The 17,594-nt window shown below is 27.1% G+C and carries 16 protein-coding genes and 2 pseudogenes; 7 read left to right on the plus strand and 11 right to left on the minus strand.

What is annotated here, in order from left to right; translation table 11 throughout:
* Positions 1-33: 33 nt before the first annotated feature.
* A complete protein-coding gene (locus JJC01_15570; protein UDN57577.1) occupies positions 34-1,761 on the minus strand; it encodes an ABC transporter ATP-binding protein in 1,728 nt (575 codons plus the stop codon).
* A gap of 72 nt (positions 1,762-1,833) precedes the next feature.
* Between JJC01_15570 and JJC01_15575 the strand changes: the two genes are divergently transcribed.
* A complete protein-coding gene (locus tag JJC01_15575) occupies positions 1,834-2,664 on the plus strand; it encodes a MerR family transcriptional regulator (protein ID UDN57578.1) in 831 nt (276 codons plus the stop codon).
* A 161-nt stretch (positions 2,665-2,825) separates the two neighbouring features.
* Here the strand turns inward: JJC01_15575 and JJC01_15580 are convergent, their stop codons facing one another.
* Positions 2,826-3,449 carry a hypothetical protein gene (locus JJC01_15580; GenBank protein UDN57579.1) on the minus strand — a complete coding sequence of 208 codons (624 nt, stop codon included), beginning with the start codon at positions 3,447-3,449 and terminating at the stop codon, positions 2,826-2,828.
* Positions 3,450-3,503: 54 nt separating this feature from the next.
* Entirely contained in the window at positions 3,504-4,583 is a 1,080-nt protein-coding gene (locus JJC01_15585) for an amidohydrolase family protein (protein UDN57580.1), read from the minus strand.
* Between the two features lie 206 nt (positions 4,584-4,789).
* Here JJC01_15585 and JJC01_15590 point away from each other — a divergent pair, with 206 nt between their 5' ends.
* The 4 genes from JJC01_15590 to JJC01_15605 all read left to right on the plus strand — a co-directional run bounded on the left by JJC01_15590 (position 4,790) and on the right by JJC01_15605 (position 7,621).
* Complete coding sequence (locus JJC01_15590; GenBank protein ID UDN57581.1) at positions 4,790-6,355, plus strand: helix-turn-helix domain-containing protein; 1,566 nt, start codon at positions 4,790-4,792, stop codon at positions 6,353-6,355.
* A 97-nt stretch (positions 6,356-6,452) separates the two neighbouring features.
* Positions 6,453-6,860 carry a helix-turn-helix transcriptional regulator gene (locus JJC01_15595; GenBank protein UDN57582.1) on the plus strand — a complete coding sequence of 136 codons (408 nt, stop codon included), beginning with the start codon at positions 6,453-6,455 and terminating at the stop codon, positions 6,858-6,860.
* Positions 6,861-6,874: 14 nt separating this feature from the next.
* The gene (locus JJC01_15600) at positions 6,875-7,207 is read left to right on the plus strand and encodes a hypothetical protein (GenBank protein ID UDN57583.1); all 333 of its coding nucleotides are present in this window, start codon (positions 6,875-6,877) and stop codon (positions 7,205-7,207) included.
* Positions 7,208-7,216: 9 nt separating this feature from the next.
* Positions 7,217-7,621 carry a DUF2185 domain-containing protein gene (locus tag JJC01_15605; protein ID UDN57584.1) on the plus strand — a complete coding sequence of 135 codons (405 nt, stop codon included), beginning with the start codon at positions 7,217-7,219 and terminating at the stop codon, positions 7,619-7,621.
* Positions 7,622-7,808: 187 nt separating this feature from the next.
* Here JJC01_15605 and JJC01_15610 read toward each other — a convergent pair whose 3' ends face one another.
* From JJC01_15610 to JJC01_15620, 3 genes are all read right to left on the minus strand, one after another.
* On the minus strand, positions 7,809-9,422 hold the full coding sequence (locus JJC01_15610) for a sensor domain-containing diguanylate cyclase (GenBank protein ID UDN57585.1): 1,614 nt from the start codon (positions 9,420-9,422) through the stop codon (positions 7,809-7,811).
* Between the two features lie 216 nt (positions 9,423-9,638).
* The gene (locus tag JJC01_15615; protein UDN57586.1) at positions 9,639-11,126 is read right to left on the minus strand and encodes a HAMP domain-containing histidine kinase; all 1,488 of its coding nucleotides are present in this window, start codon (positions 11,124-11,126) and stop codon (positions 9,639-9,641) included.
* Positions 11,116-11,832 carry a response regulator transcription factor gene (locus JJC01_15620; GenBank protein UDN57587.1) on the minus strand — a complete coding sequence of 239 codons (717 nt, stop codon included), beginning with the start codon at positions 11,830-11,832 and terminating at the stop codon, positions 11,116-11,118. Before JJC01_15620 ends, JJC01_15615 begins: the two co-directional genes overlap by 11 nt.
* Before the next feature lie 481 nt (positions 11,833-12,313).
* Here JJC01_15620 and JJC01_15625 point away from each other — a divergent pair, with 481 nt between their 5' ends.
* Positions 12,314-12,733 carry a hypothetical protein gene (locus JJC01_15625; GenBank protein UDN57588.1) on the plus strand — a complete coding sequence of 140 codons (420 nt, stop codon included), beginning with the start codon at positions 12,314-12,316 and terminating at the stop codon, positions 12,731-12,733.
* A gap of 89 nt (positions 12,734-12,822) precedes the next feature.
* Here JJC01_15625 and nagB read toward each other — a convergent pair whose 3' ends face one another.
* The 3 genes from nagB to JJC01_15640 form a co-directional block, all read right to left on the minus strand.
* Positions 12,823-13,572, minus strand: coding sequence for a glucosamine-6-phosphate deaminase (nagB, locus tag JJC01_15630; GenBank protein ID UDN57589.1), 750 nt, complete (start codon positions 13,570-13,572; stop codon positions 12,823-12,825).
* 102 nt (positions 13,573-13,674) lie between these two features.
* Positions 13,675-14,808, minus strand: coding sequence for an N-acetylglucosamine-6-phosphate deacetylase (gene nagA / locus JJC01_15635; protein UDN57590.1), 1,134 nt, complete (start codon positions 14,806-14,808; stop codon positions 13,675-13,677).
* Between the two features lie 9 nt (positions 14,809-14,817).
* The gene (locus tag JJC01_15640) at positions 14,818-15,552 is read right to left on the minus strand and encodes a GntR family transcriptional regulator (GenBank protein ID UDN57591.1); all 735 of its coding nucleotides are present in this window, start codon (positions 15,550-15,552) and stop codon (positions 14,818-14,820) included.
* 292 nt (positions 15,553-15,844) lie between these two features.
* Between JJC01_15640 and JJC01_15645 the strand changes: the two genes are divergently transcribed.
* On the plus strand, positions 15,845-16,687 hold the full coding sequence (locus JJC01_15645; GenBank protein ID UDN57592.1) for a DNA-binding protein: 843 nt from the start codon (positions 15,845-15,847) through the stop codon (positions 16,685-16,687).
* Positions 16,688-16,775: 88 nt separating this feature from the next.
* Here the strand turns inward: JJC01_15645 and JJC01_15650 are convergent.
* Positions 16,776-17,381, minus strand: a pseudogene (locus tag JJC01_15650) (ABC transporter permease).
* Positions 17,370-17,590, minus strand: a pseudogene (locus JJC01_15655) (two-component sensor histidine kinase). The pseudogenes JJC01_15650 and JJC01_15655 overlap by 12 nt, the downstream one beginning before the upstream one ends.
* Between the last annotated feature and the right edge of the window lie 4 nt (positions 17,591-17,594).

The following is a 17,594-nucleotide window of genomic DNA, read 5'->3' on the forward strand; positions in this document are numbered from 1 at the left end:
TACACCTCCAAATACACAGATTGATTCTTCACTCTATGCAAGTTCTTCTTTACTAAGCTGTGAATCTGCGATTTGCTTATAAACTTCACAATTTTCAAGTAACTCTTTATGTTTTCCTATACCTACAATTTCTCCATCATTCAAAACTATAATCTGATTAGCATCCATAATTGTACTTATACGCTGTGCTATAATTATGGCTGATGAATCTTTAATTTCATTCTTCAATGCTTTTCTAAGCCTTTTATCTGTATTGAAATCTAATGCAGAAAAGCTATCATCAAAAACATATACTTCTGGTTTTCTAACTAATGCCCTTGCAATAGATATTCTCTGTTTCTGGCCACCAGATAAGTTATTTCCTCCTTGTGCTACGAACGAATCATACTTATCTTCCATATCAGAAATAAATTCATCAGCTTGGGCTACATTTGCAGCATGTTTTACTTCTTCAATACTTGCATCTTCTTTTCCATATCTTATATTTTCTTCTATTGTCCCACTAAATAAAAAGGCTTTTTGTGGTACAAATCCAATCTTGTCTCTAAGCTCTTTTTGAGGCATATTCTTAATATCTTGACCATTTATAGATATTTCTCCAGATTGAATTTCAAAAAAACGTGGTATTATATTTGCAATAGTAGATTTACCAGAACCAGTGCTTCCTATAATTGCAGTTACTTCTCCAGATTTTGCTTCAAATGTTATATTGTTTAAAACAGGTTCCTCCGACTGGGAATATGAAAAAGTTACGTTTTTAAATACTAAATGACCTCTTTCTGAAGTAATATCTTTATATCCATTTCCATCTACAATTTCAGGTTCTATGTCTAAGATTTGGTTTACTCTATCTGCACAAGCTCCTGCTCTAGGTATGTACATAAATACCATTACTCCCATAATTAAATAAAATAATATTAAGATACAATACTCAACCAGTGCCATTATATGACCTATCTCCATATTTCCATTACTTACTCTCATACCACCAAACCAAATTATACTCACTATACCTAAGTTCATTATTAACATTACAACAGGCATAAGTACTGCAAATATTTTATTTATTGAAATTGCTGTTTCAGAATAATCTATTGCAGTTCTATCAAATCTCTTTTTTTCAAAACGACTTCTATCAAAAGCTCTTATAACTCTTACTCCAGTTACTACTTCACGTAATACTCTATTCATATTATCCATCTTTATTTGCATCATTTTAAACAATCTGATAACTTTTTTACCAACCAAAAACGCAGATAACATGAATAGAAACATTACTGTAACAATAATAATTGTCATTACTTTATCTATAGAATATGCTAAGAATAAACCAGAAACTGTTATGATTGGTGCTGGTAATACCAACTGAATAAACATAAACAAAGATTGACCTATTAAAGTAATATCACTAGTACTCCTAGTAATCATTGAAGCTGTTCCTATTTTATTAAAATCATTTATTGATAAATCTTGTGATTTTATAAATACTGCTTCTCTAATATCTCTACAAAATCCAGATGAGAGATTTGATGATACTTTGCAAACTAAAACAGCTGATAAAGCTGTTATACCTGCTGCTATCAACATAATTAAACCTGTCTTTACAATATAATCTACATCCCCCTTTACTACACCATTATTTACTATACTTGCTGTAAGTGTTGGTATATATAAAGTTCCAAGAGTTTGTAAAAATGTAAACATCAGCACTGTAACAATTAAAACTCTATATGGTTTTAAAAAACGAATTAATTTTTTCATACAATCACACTCCTTTATAGAATATTATGATAAACTATACTGTAACAGGATAGTCAAGGAGGAATTTTAATTATGAGTCAAATTTCGAAAAATTATTTCACAACTGGAGAATTTGCAAAGATTTGTGGAGTCAATAAAAAGACGCTTTTTCATTATGATGATATAGGTCTTTTCTCTCCAGAGTTAAAGAAGGAAAACGGATATAGATACTACTCATACCATCAACTCAGTATTTTTGGTATAATTTCTTCTCTTAAGGAAATTAAAATGCCTTTAAAAGAAATTAAAGCTTACATAGATAAACGAACTCCGAGTTTACTAATTGAACTTTTAGAAAAGAAAACTCTTGATATTAACAATGAAATTGAAAAATTGAATAATATTAAGGCTTTAATGGAGTCTACTATTTCATTTACTAAAAAAGCATGTAATATAGATGCAAATACGATTACTTTAGAAGAACATGAGGAAGAGTATTTAGTCAAAACGCCTCTTACTTATAAAGAACCCTTTCTTGGAGATGATGATGAAAACTTTTTATATGAATGTATTAACTTTATGGATAACTATGATTTAGGTGATGATGGTATGATTGGTTCAATCATTAAAGGCGAAGATATAATGAATAGAGATTTTGAGTCATATTCATATTTATTTACAAAAGTTAATAAAGACTATAAGAAATATCCTACATCAATCAAACCAAAAGGGCTTTATGTAACTGCTTATCATAAAGGAAGTTATGAAACTATTAATAAAACTTATGAAAAACTATTAGAATTTTTCAATCAAAATAATTTATATATGGGAGATTTTGTTTATGAAGAATATCTCCTATATGATATAAGTGTAAGAGATTCTAATGAATATCTAACTCAAATATCAGCAGAAGTTAAAATGTAAAAGGAGATACTAAAGAATACAAAAATGAATGTAAAGATTAATAATGAGTATAGCAAATTAAATAAATTTTATAATAGTATTATCTAAAGCATACAGAAGTTTATTTAAAAAGATGTAGGTGATTTTATATAAAATCACCTACATCTTTATTTATATTTAAACTAATTTCTAGAGTTATCTAATAGCCATTTTTCTGCATCTTTATAAAGTCTATCAACCTTCTCTGGTCTATCTATTCCGGGGAGTTCTTGATTTATTTTATATCCATCTGTACTAAGCATATAAGAAAGACTTGCATATGAAGGTCTATAATCCTTTATATCTTCCTTAGAAATTTTGACATCCCCATCCTGATAAACAGGTAAAATTATATCTTTTTCATATATAGCATCCATAGATATTATATACCACATATCGTCTATCTTTTGAGTCTTATACAGAAACTTGACATCTGACTGAAGTTCAACTAAATTTCCATCTATTTCATTTCTAATATGGATAGCTCCCATTGTAATTGATACTGCCTTATCTTTATTTACCCAAACTAATGTATCACAAATTTTATGTGGCGCATAAGATTTCATCTTACTTGATTCTTCTACGAACCCCTCTCCACTACCTTGATACCAAGATATTAAAACAGTAGATTCCTTTGCAAAACATTTTTTCATTTCATCCCATAACGCATTATCTCTACAAAACCTTTCAAATTCTATAAGCTCTTTTACACTATTTTTATCCACTATATCTTCTATAGAATTTTTTCCTGGTCTACTTAATAACATGTTCTCAATCTCCTTTAACATAAACTTCTTTTATTTTTAACAATACTCCATTCATTATCTTACTTTATTACCCTTTATCCATACACCTTTTATATTTCTAGTTGCTGCTATATCTTTAATTGGGTCACCTTCAACCATTACTAAATCAGCTCTTTTTCCCTCTTTTATTACTCCACGGTCATTAAGACCTAATAATTTTGCTGGTAAACTTGTTGCACTCTCAAGTACTTCAATTGTATTAAGACCTGCCTTAACTAATAATTCAAATTCACGATGAAGAGATTCCCCATGTTTCACTATACTAATAGAATTTTCATCATTATTTGCATCAGTTCCAGCTAATATCATCACTCCAGCTTTTTTCAATGTAGCTGTATTTTCTATTGCTGTTTCTAACCTAACATCTTCTCTTCCTGTAGCTTTTTTTATATTTGATACTATACTTTCCATCATAACTATAGTTGGAATTGATATAAGATTTTTCTCTTTTATCCTTTTGGCTACATCATCAGATAATTTACCTATAAAAGGAATATGATTTATTACATCAACATTTGCTTTTTCTGCATATTCATAAGCTATAGTTGTAGGTGCATGAGCAAATACTTTTTTACCATGTTCATGAGATATTTCAACTACTCTTTTTATTGTCTCAAAATCAAAAGCCGTTTTAGATGTTTTAGGGTCTTCTATTATGATTTTTACAAAATCTGCTCCTTGTTTAATTTGTTTCTTAGCAAAATTTTCAGCATCTTCAATAGTGTGTATTTTACTATCTTTAAACCCCATTCCCATAAGATGAGGGTGCGATTCTGGTGCAACAGGTTCATATACACTACGAATATCAGTTAATCCGTCTAAATTTCTTAAAGATTCTACTACATCTTTACTATTAGTTGCCATATCAAGCATAGTAGTTATACCCCAATCAGTTGCGTCCTCCAAGTTTTTTAAACTATCCAAATGTATATGAGAATCAATAAATCCTGGAAGTAAAGTGCATCCTTCTCCATCTATAGTAATATCAGATATTGTTTTTGATGATATCACACCATCTTCTATTACAACATTCCTTTGTTCTGAAAGTTTTTCTCCATCAAATATTTTAACATTAGTAATTTTAGTTATTGCCATACTTCACACTCCCTTTATTTTTATTTATTAAAAATTTAATTCTTATTTAATTAAAAATTTCTTACTTTGATATTTTCTTAATTTATATAACTAATTATATATAAATTAATTTACCTAAACTATGTGTTATAATCTAAACTTTAATGTAAAATATACTATATTGATTGTGCTATAGTACAATCAAATATAATTAGAGGAGGTTTAGCATGAAATTAACAGATTTAATGAAAGATATATCTCAATATATCTCAGTATTAAAGCCATTTCCAGATGAATATATAGACATTACTAGCTTGAATATTTATAAGAATAATCAAACTGAATTTACTACTGGATGTTTATATTTAGGAAATATATCAGATATTACTGTGGATTTGAACAATATAAATTTTTTAGGTATATTTATACAAAATGAAGTTAACATTGATTTAGAAAGATATAATTTAAACTCAGATATTTGTATCATAAAATCAAAAAAAGAAAAATATGACCTTTTTAGTGAATTGTTAAATATTATGAATCAAGAAATACGTCTTAGTTTATGTTCTCAAAGGTTTTTTGATGTGGTTTCTGAGAATAAAGGCATACAATATTTAATTGATATAGCACATGAAGAATTTGGCTATCCCATGATAATTCGTGACTCTACCTTCAAAGTTTTAGCTCATTCTTATGATGTTAGTGATATATTGCAACTTACTGAAGATTCTAATGGAGATAAATATTTAGACGAAGAAACAATAAATTACATAAAATATCAAAATATACATAAAAAAATACATTATAATAAATCTATTAAAGAAGAAAATAAACCAGACAGCTGGCTTGGTACATTAATCTCATCCGTGTGTGTAGAAGAAATTGAAATAGCTCATATAGCTATCTGTGAATGGAAAATTCCATTTAATGAATTTCACTTCAAATTATTAGAATCACTTAATAAAGCTTTATCTCTAGAATTGCAAAAAAATAATCTGTTTAATATAGATAAAAAACTTATTCCTAATTATATACTTTCTGATTTGTTGGAAAAAAAGTATCTAGATGATGATACTATAAGCAGAAGATTTCATTATCTAAATTGGACTAAGTCAAATTCATTAAACATAATGGTAATAGTAAACAAAGATAATAATTACTTTGACAGTAAAGTTCCTTTTATTATGCAGTCTTTAAGTGCATTTATACCATCTAATAATTGTGTAGTATACAAGTCTACTTTAGTTGTTTTTATTAATGATTCTTTAATTCATAATTTAATTGAGCATGAAAATAAAGAATTTATTAATTACTTAAAACTAAATTCACTTTATGCTGGAATAAGCCCAAGATTTTCAAAGCTATCTGATAGTTGGAAGTATTATATTCAAGCCAAAAAAGCTAGTGAAATTGCTCAAAAATATGACATAAACTTTTCTCCATTTGGGAAAAGCATACCATATATCCTCTACGAGCTACTTAGTACCAACTATGATTTATATGACCTCAATCATCCTGCTGTAACCAAACTAATTGAAGAAGATAAAAAAAATGGTTCTAATTTTTTAGAGACCTTAAAGCAATATATCTACTTTAATAATTCACCAAGCAAAGCAGCTGAAGTTTTAAATATCCATAGAAATACTCTGTTTTATAGAATTAATAAAATAAAAGAAATTACAGGTATTACACTAGATTATGCTGATGAAATACTTCAGATTTATATTTCTATAAAAATGATTGAAATTAACTCAAGAAATAAGACCTGTTTCAACACATATACAGGCATGTAAAAATATTTTGACACACTTAAATCACTATTGTAAAAGATATTTGATAGATTTTACCCTCTCAATATGACAAAATAATTATGAAAGGAGCGATAGCTACATGGAAATTGGAAAGAAACTGAAAAATGCTCGTATAAATTCTGGATTGACACAGGAAAAAGTTGCAGAAAAAATTAATGTATCACGACAAACAATTTCAAATTGGGAAAATGAGAAATCTTATCCAGATATTATAAGCGTCATCAAACTAAGTGATTTGTATTCCATTAGCTTAGATGAATTATTGAAAGGAGATAATAAAATGATTGAACATTTAAAAGAAAGTACAAATCTAGTTAATAGTAATAAAAAGTTAATAACTGCAATTATTATCAATATTATATTACTTATTTTATTTGTGCTATTTAATAGCTTTATACCAGACAACTACTACTTTATGGTTAGTGTATTTTGTACAGCAATAATAAGTTCATCAGCATTGTTCTACCAAATTATAAGAAAATTTTAGGAGGTGTACTCATTATGGAAGTGAATAAAACTATGCTTATTTTGATATGTTTTGCTGTAGCTCTTGTGGGTTCAGTTGGTGTTGTATATCAAATTTATCATATGACTGTGATTGATGCAAAAGCTCGTGGATTAAAACATCCTAAATTGTGGGGATTATTTGCTATGAATGGTAATAATTCGAGTGGTTTAATAATATACTTAATAGGTAGACGAAAATACCCTATTATAGATATGTCTAAAGAAGATTGTAAAGAAATTGAATCTAGAAAAAAATCAGTTGGAGTTGGATTGATTTTTTTGGCTATCAGCGCTATAGGTTTGGTAATATGTATTACATTATTTTGAGTTAAGAAAATGCTAATTGCTTTTGGAGATACAGATACACAAGAGTATATTGATAATCCTAAAAACATGACAATTGTAGATTTTAATACTCTTGTTAATATTGAACCAACTACTTTAAATATTTTTTATATGCCTATAGTAACAGACCTAGAATTTCGCTCTGATAAAAGTGGAAAATATTTTATTGACACAAACACAAGGAAAGAAATTAGAGAACTAGTTAAACATCCTGCACAAATAGCATTTGAAAAGAATCTAAAATTTTTAAATCAGGAAAATTATCCAGTAGAATTCTTTCAAAACTTGTTTCAGAAAAGCGACAAACTTGAACCCTTCATTGTGGGAGAGACAGATTTTCCAAGTGGAGAAGTCACAGAACTTACAATACCATTTATGAATCCTACATATTTTTAAACTATAAAACTTATTGACAATTTGGTTTTAATAAATAGAATTCTTTTAAAATACATAGTTCTTAATTAGACATGAAAATAAGGCTATGCTTTTTATGGTCATAGCCTTTAACAAATACTTACAAATTCACTACATGAGTCAACTTTTTTAATAATTTAACTATATACTCAAACTATATCTTCTAAATTCACTGTATATATAATTCTTCTTCAAATAAACAGTAAGAATTTTTTCCAGAGGCCTTTACATTATAAAGAGCTCTATCTGCATTTTTAAACAATTCTAAAAATGAATTTCCATTTTGAGGATGTCTTGCAATACCTATACTAACAGAAGCCTCAAAGCTAAAACTTAAATCATTGTAGTTCTCATAAAGTACTCTATTTAATTCTTTAGCTTTTTTATGCAAATTTACTTCTGAATGATAATCTTGCATATATACTACAAATTCATCTCCACCAATTCTTCCAACTAAATCTTCATTCCCAAAACTATCTTGTATCTTCTCAGCAAAAGTTTTTAATACAAAATCACCAAATGGATGCCCAAAATTATCATTTATTTCCTTAAAATCGTCCAAATCAATAATGAATAATGCATCTTTTTTATTGCTTTTATTTGTAGATATAACTTCTTCTACTAATTTTTCAAAGGTACCTTTATTGTATATATTTGTCAATGAGTCACTTTCTGCTCTAGTTTTCAACTCTTCGTATTTTTTTATATCACTATCTACATCTACAATTACGCCTACAACCTTCAAAAGTTCATTTTCATCATTAAAAATCTTTGTTACTGATGTTCTACACCAAAGGTATTCGCCATTAGATTTTTTTAAACGATAGATTACCTGATTATGTTTGTTATTTTCTTTAATACACTTAAGAAACTCTTCAAATCCACTATAATCTTCCTGATGAACTAATTCTTTATCCATAATCTCTTTTAAAAGATTGTCACATTTACTACTATATCCAAATTTTTCATTCCATGCTTGAGATACAAATGATTTATTTTCTTTAGCATTCCATTCAAAGACAACAGAGTCAGTCTGTTCAACAATAATTTTATAACGTTCATTACTGAGCCTTAATTCTTCCTTATGAATTATTTCTTGCTCAAGTATTTCATACTTCATAGATAATTTAGTTTTATCTATAATAGATTTAAATAGATAAAACACGATAAAATTAATATATAAAATACCAACACTTGATATTAAGTTTAGAAATTTTAAACTTTCAGAACTAAAAAAATTATTTACATCAAAGATAGAAATAGTCAGAAATAAGCTGAACAAAGGTATTGCAAGTAAAATAACCCAATACTTTATTGGCATATCTGAATGTACATCTTTTTTAAATAAACAAACTATCTTGCATATAAATAAAAAAACTATCTTAGATAAAATTGTGGCTGGTACTCTTATAGTATTGTTTTCAAACATTATTTCGAAGCCTTCTTTTATAAATAAAACAAAAATACTTGTTACCACAATTTCTGATAATATAAAGAATACATTTAATAAAACAGTCGCAAACAATCGTGTCTTTGTATTTCCTTCATATAAAAATGATGATGAAAAAATAAGGATGAAAATTAAAGGTGTTGTGATTACAGGATTTAAAGTTATTAAATTACAGACTCCTAAACATATTATAAAACCCAATCTAGCATATCTTACAGTTCTTGTATATCCTTCTTTCTGACCTAAAAAATCTGATAAAAACATATGGACAACAAAAGCTTCAAAGATAACTGTTACTAAATTTGTAATATCAAAAAGCAGTTGTTCTTTCATACATATTTTTTATAAAATAAGAAGCTTACTTAAGCTAAATACACTTCAGATTTTACTTTTCCTTTCTGCATGTATATTTAAGCATCTACTTTAATTGTCAACCATTATAATATATGTCAGCTTAATATTGTTCTTTTTTCAACAGTATACAATAGATATATGTAAAAAACAACTTCAAATATTGACATATTTCTTTAATATATATCAATATTATCTTTATAACTTAAATACTATAGTAAACTTAGCTCCTTTTTTACCATTTTCCGCATATATACGTCCACCATGTTTATTTACAATAGATTTAACTATTGATAATCCAATTCCATGATTTCCCCCAACTCCCTTATAAAATCGTTCAAAAATATGAGGTAAATCGTCTTTATTAATCCCAATCCCATCATCTTCAACTACAACAACTATATTTTTTTGATTATATTTACATACTATTTTAATTTCACTCTTAGCATACCTTAAAGCATTTTCTATAAGATTCATAAATGCTTTGGATACATTTTTTTCATCACATTCAAATAGAACCATTTCTTCATCAAACTCATAAATAAATTTTATACCTTTATTTGCCGCTCTTACATTTTGTCTAGAACCACAGTTTGAAAGTACTTCCCTTAAATCACATTCTACAAGGTCATAATCTTTAGTTATATTATCAATTTTAGAAATATATAACAAATCTTCAACCATATCACTCAACCTATCACTTTCTTCAAGTATTATATCACTTGCATGTTTGCTATCTATTACATTATACTTTATGGCTTCTGCATAACCTTTAATGGACATAAGTGGAGTCCTAAGTTCATGAGAAGCATTTTGAAAAAATATTTTTTGTTCATTATCATACTTATCAAGATATTCAGCACTCTTATTCATAATATTTGAAAGTTCTACTAATTCCTTATCTGAAAAGTCAAAGTAAGTTCTTTTAAAATCTCCTTGACCCATTTTTTTTGCAAAACCACATAACTCTTTTATCGGCTTAGCAATTTTTTCAGATAAAACTACTGCTGTAAATATTGCTAATATCCCAGCAAAACACATTACAAATATCAATACAATATTTATCTTTTGAACTAGATTTAAAGTCTTTGATATATCTATAAAAAGAATCAAATATTTATCTTGTTCTCCATATATACTAGTAATTTTTACAGTCGAAATATAATAATCTTTACTTCCAGTGGATATACGTGTGTTTTCATCTGAGTTTAAGTCGAGTTTTTCATTTTGGATACACTTTTTAATCGATTCCATCTCATCAATATTCTTTAAGAAATCATCCTCTCTTGTTGGAAATATCAAGTTATACTTTGAATCAACCACCATAGCATCAGCATCTGATTGTGTTTCTGCCATCCTAACTTTATCTTGTACATTTCTCATAAAATTAGATAATGCTTTTGGAGGAAGCTTTCCATCATCTTGAGGAGGCTTAATAGGTCTAAAATTGCTATCCATATGTTCTACTATTTCTGTAGATTTTGTTAGTTCTTCATTTGCAGTCGTTTTTATGTACGTATCAAGCAATATATTAAAAGATACTAATATTATCATAAAGACTACAATTATTAAACACAATATGCTCAATAAAATTCTAGTTTTTATGCTTATATTTTTCTTTGAAAATTTTAATTTAAATATGGATTTAATCTTATTTTCTCTCTTTTTATCATTTTTATTTTCCATCTGAATTTTTCTCCTTTAATCTAAACCCAAAACCCCAGACAGTTTCTATCAAAATATTTGTATCTAAAATTTTTTTACGTAGTCTCTTTACCGTATCGTCAGCAGCTCTTGTCTCAACTTCTATATCATATCCCCATATTTTATTTAATAATTCATCTCTAGAAACTGCTCTGTCTCTATTTTCAAACAAATAAGTTAATAAGTTGTATTCATTTGGTGTTAAGTCTATATTGTCACTTTTATTTGTAACGATTTTATTTTTTTTATTTATTGTTATATCACCAAATTTCAATTCCATATCTACAGAATCACCATACTTATCATAAATTTGTTTCTTTTCAAATTCTATCCTTCTAAATATCGACTTTACTCTCATAACTAAAGACATTGGGCTAAATGGCTTTGTAAAATAATCATCACTACCCAAAGTTATCCCTGTAATATAATCTATATCTGTATCTCTTGCAGTAAGCATTATTATTGGAACAGTACTCTTCTCACGAAGTTTCGTACATACATCAAAACCACTTAAACCAGGCATCATTATATCTAGGATTACTAAGTCACACTCTTTTTTATTAAATTGCTCTAAAAGTTCGTCACCTGTTTTAAAATCCATAACATCATGGCCTTCATTTTTTAAGAATGTCTTTACCAAATTTCTTATATTATCTTCGTCATCTGCTATATAAATTAACTTATTCATACACTCACTCCTTAATAAACTCTTAATTTAAATTAAATAGTATAAATACATTGATTAAACAATAAAACCCCAATCTAATAAGATAAATAATATTTTTTACTATATTTAAATTATATCAGCTTTTTATGGTACATTAGTTTTAAAATTGTTTAGATTTTAAGGCAATTTTAAGGCAAAAACAAATTATTATAGAATTTATCAGACTCAATACAAAATGTTATAAAATAATAATCCAACTTCTAACTATATTTATTCATTTTCTACCAAAACTGATATTTCTCAGACTTTTTATTGAATATTCAAACAATTAATATTATAGTTATATTAAGTAATACAGTTTACTTCAAGCATAAAAAACATTTATTCATATATCATACTTATTCCATTCTCAATTAATTTTATGGATTTCTTAAACTCATTGACAAAATTATATTTCAACAAAATAAAACTAGGTAAAGTATCTCTGAAGGGAGAATTTAAAATGAAAAAAACGCTTACATATCTTTTATTTTTAATTATTCTATTAAGTATGTATTTTTTAGCTGTTAAATTGAATTTTGACTTCTATCGTAAATTTGGCACTGGTTTTATGCAAGACTTTAAAAAATTTATTTTTATTAATTTAATCTCCTCTGGTGGCATTGGTTTATTGTTAGGAACTGAATTATTTATTAAGGAGTATAAAAAAACTGGCAATTGGTATATTGATATTCCAAGATTAATCCTTCTCTGTCTTCCATCTTTTTTACTAACATTAATGCCTGTATTAATATTTATGTTTCCAGTTGGCAAAATTCCAATTATAGGTAGTTTTATTATGCTTGACCGAATACCACTTAATATAATAATTTTTAATATATTATTTGGATACTTCTTGATAACGAGTTTTCGTAAAAAATAATAACTAAATAACTTAAATAAAAATAGCTATCTTTAAATAAATTTTATTATTTAAAGATAGCTATTTTTTACTTAAACCCAATTATATTCTTATACTAATTTATAATCTTTTGGATTCAGTTTACTTGCTGCTGCTTCATCTACTATAACTATAGTATCTTTGTGAAGTTGAAGTATAGAACCAGGAACTTTTGGAGTTATATCCCCATAAACAGTTTTATATACTGCATCAGCTTTTTCTTCTCCTGAAGCTAAAAGTAATATTTTTTTAGATTTTAAAATTGAACCAATTCCCATACTTACAGCTTTTTTAGGAACATCTTCTCTTGATTCAAAGAATCTTGCATTAGCTTCTATTGTAGATTCTGTTAATTCAACTACATGAGTTCTTTTTGCAAATTTATTATCAGGTTCATTAAAACCTATATGAGCATTACGACCTATTCCAAGTACTTGTACATCTATACCACCTGCTCTATCAATAGAAGCTTCGTAATTTATACATTCTTTTTCAATATCATCAGCCATTCCATTTGGTAAATGAGTATTTTCTGACTTAATGTTTACATGATTAAACAGATTTTCTTTCATAAAATAATCATAACTTTGGTCATTAGATATTGGCAACTTATAGTATTCATCTAAATTAAAGCTTATTACATCTGAAAAATCTACTATATTTTCATTATATTTCTTAACTAAATCTCTATACATACCTATTGGCGTACTTCCCGTAGCTAATCCTAATATTGAATTTGGCTTTAAAACTATTTGAGCTGCTATCATTTCAGCTGCTTTTTTACTCATTCCATCATAATCTTTACATACTAATACTCTCATTTTGTTCCTCCTAAATTTTAGCTAATACTTTAATTGATATAAGTTTAATTTATTACTATTTTTATATAACTTTTATTTTATTTAAAGCTTATTTTTTACATTCTACATATTTTTGTATACTACTTCACCCAAGCATAGAGTCATCTTGCAGTCCAAGTTTTCATCAAACACAGCTATATCTGCATCTTTACCTATATCTAGACTTCCTTTTTTATCATTTATGCCTAAAGATGTTGCTGGGTTCAAGGATGCTAAATTAATTGCTTCATTTACTCTAAGGTTTGTATTATTTAAAAAGTTAAGTACCATTTTATTTAAAGATAATACACTACCAGCTAATGCACCATTTTCAAGTCTTGCTTCATTGCCTTTTACTATAACTTTTTGACCTCCAAGAGCATAATTTCCATCTTCAAGCCCACCCGCTTCAATAGAATCCGTTATTAAAATCAATTTTTCTCTACCTTTGTTGTTCAATATAAATTGAAATAAATCTTTATTTATATGGATTGTATCTGCTATTAACTCACTATATACATCAGTTGTAAGTGCTGCACCAACAACACCAGGATCTCTATGGTTTAATCCAGTCATTGCATTAAACATATGAGTTATATTTGTTACACCTAAGTTTATAGCTTCTTTAGCTTGCTCATAACTTGCATTACTGTGACCTATAGATAAAACTATATTTGTACATCTTTTGATTTCTCTAGTAAAGTCAAAGTCTATATCCTTTTCTGGAGCATAAGTTATTACCTTTATAACATTCTTGTATTCTTTGATAAATTCATATTTTGAATTTATTATAAATTTTTCATTTTGTGCCCCCTTATAATTTTCATTTATAAAAGGTCCTTCTAAATGTGCTCCTAATACTTGAGCTCCTCCAAGTTTTCTACTTTTAGCTTTTTTGATAACTTCAAGTGCATCATAAACATGCTCTTTATCCATTGTCATTGTAGTTGGAAGAAAAGATGTTACGCCATGTCTCATTATTGATTTTGAAATTGTCTCTATAGATTCATCAGTTGAATCCATTGTGTCTTTTCCCATGTTTCCATGTATATGAATATCAATAAGACCTGGAGAGATATATTTACCACCAACATCTATAACTTCACAATCATTTGGTATCTCATCAGATATATCAATTATTTTTTCATCAAATACTAGTACTTTGTTTTCTAAAATTTGATTCTTTAATATTATTTTCCCATTAATTAAACATTTCACCTTATTCACCTACTCACTCAATACTATTTCATATTGATATTTATCTGTTCTAAATATCGATATGGTATACTCTATAGGATTACCTTCTTTATTATAAGAATTCCTATGAAGTTTAAGGGCTAAAGAACCTTCTTCTGTTTCAAGTAGCTTACTTTCTTCATCTGAAAGTATAATTGGCTCCATTACTTGCTCAGCTTTTTGTATCTTATAGCCATATTTCTCATTCAAAACTCTATATAATGAAGAATTATCTAATATTCCTTTTGTAAGACCTTTACACATTTCTTCTGATAGATACACTATTTCTAATCCAAATGGCTCTCCATCTGTATATCTAAGTCTAATAATTTTATATATATTTGTTGTATTATCACTTATTCCAAGCTTTCTTTTTACTAAATCGTCTGGTAGTTCCATCTCAAAGGATAATATATCAGTTCTTATGTTTACTCCTTTTTCCTTCATTACATCAGTAAAACCTTTTACATTTGAAAACTGATACTTCTTTTTTTGCTTTGCGACGAATGTACCCTTTCCTTGTACCCTATAAAGAAGACCTTCTGTAACTAAGCCAACAATAGTTTTATTCACTGTCATGCGACTTACATTTTGTATATTACAAAGTTCTCTTTCTGGTATTATTGCATCACCTTCTTTAAGTTCACCAGTTTCTATCATCTCTCTTATTATGGCACTTAGTTGAGTATGCAATGGTATATTACTAGATTTATCCACTATTTTCATAAAATCACCACTTTTCAATATGGTATATACCAATTTTGGTATATACCAATTATACTTTAAAAGAAAATTTATTTCAATACTTTTAACTTATTTTGTAAAAATTTTAGGGAAATCTAAAGACAAAAAAGAAATTGGAGTTTATACTATATAAGAAGCTAAATAATTGAAAATGCATGAATAATTACATTATTTATTATAAATTTCACTAATACTAATATATATACTGTGAAACACTACTATATAAGAGTAGTATAACTAAATTGTAAATATAAAATGAGAGGATGATTTTAATTTGATAAAAATAGGTGATTTTAATAAACTTATAGTAAAAAGAAAAACAGAATTTGGATATTTCCTAGATGGACAAACTAATAACACCAAGGATGATGTGCTTCTTCACAATAGATTAATAGGAAAAAATGAAATAAATATAGGCGATGAAGTAGATGCTTTCATATTTAAAGATTCTGATGACAGAACTGCTGCAACTTTAATACCTCCTTTAGCTAAAGTTGGAGATGTTGCTTATCTAAAAGTGGTTGATAACACTGACATTGGTACTTTTATAGATATGGGGCTTACAAAAGACATACTAGTTCCTTTTAAATCTAAGACCTATCCATTGTTTAGAGATGAAAAATATTTATTTTATATATATTTGGATAAAAGCGGAAGAATCGCTGCTACTACAGACATAGATTCATATTTAGAAACAGACCATACTTACAATGTAGGAGATATGGTAAATGGAGTTGTATATGGGTTCCAAACCAATAACTCTGCTATGATATGTGTTGACAATAAATATGCTGGTGTAATCCTTCATAATGAATACTTTACAGAATTAAAAGCTGGAGATGTTCTTGAAAATTTACATGTTATAAAAATATATGATGATGGTAAATTAGGGCTTTCTCCTAGAGGAAACAGAAAAGATGAACTTGATACCTTAGAAAATAAAATTTTAAGCTATTTAGAAGGTTCAGATGGATATATGAGATTTAATGATAAATCTGACCCTAAAGATATTTCTATCTTATTTAATTCAAGTAAGAAAAATTTCAAACGTGCTCTTGGAGTACTTATGAAGAAAGATTTAATTTATCAAGATGAAGATGGAACTTATTTAAAATAAATTATATAACACAAAAATCGAAGTAAAAATGAAAGATATTTTCTATTTCATATTTACTTCGATTTTTTATTTAGGTTACTACCTATATTTATTGTGCATTTACTACATCTATTATGTCTAGTTCACAAATCTTTTTAATTGGTTTTCTTACTGAAAGTAAAGTTATTATTATCATAGTTACCACAATGATAAACAGCAAATCAAAAGGTATTTGCCACTCTATATGAAACTTTAATGTTACTAAAGATACAAATATATACCTATGTAATATTAATCCAAGTACACTCCCCAGTAAACAACCACTTAAAGCATATGTACTTGACTCTACTATTACCATTTTTCTTAATTGCTTATTGGACATGCCTATTGCACGCATAATACCATAGTAATTTATTCTACTTGTAACACTTATATTCATACTGTTTATGATATTAAACATACTTATAATGGCAATTATAAATACAAACCCATATACAAAAATTGCCATAGTGTAAAATGAATTTCTAGCTTCTAAGTTACCTTGTCGCTTATCTCGAACCTCTAAATTATCATCTAGTACACTTCTTATATTTTGAATTAAATTTCCAGGAGCATCTTCATCAACTTGAGTATCAATTATTACATAGTCTTTCATACCTGTTACATTTGTAAAAGTATTTTCAGATGTTATAATATTTCCAATATATTTATCTTCATTAGTAGTGAATACTACTGGTATTTTTGATTTATCAACACCCATACTATGTAAGTATCCAGCTATATTATAATCATGTTCTACCAATGCTCTTTTATAATCATTGGTTATATTTACAACTACTATTTGACCTACTACTATAAACATCAATAAAACGGATATAATAACCAAAAAAATATTTTTATGTCTTTATTAGAAAATATCTTCATATTA

Origin of the sequence: Clostridioides sp. ES-S-0010-02 (assembly GCA_020641055.1) — a bacterium.
In the GTDB taxonomy this organism is placed as follows: domain Bacteria; phylum Bacillota; class Clostridia; order Peptostreptococcales; family Peptostreptococcaceae; genus Clostridioides.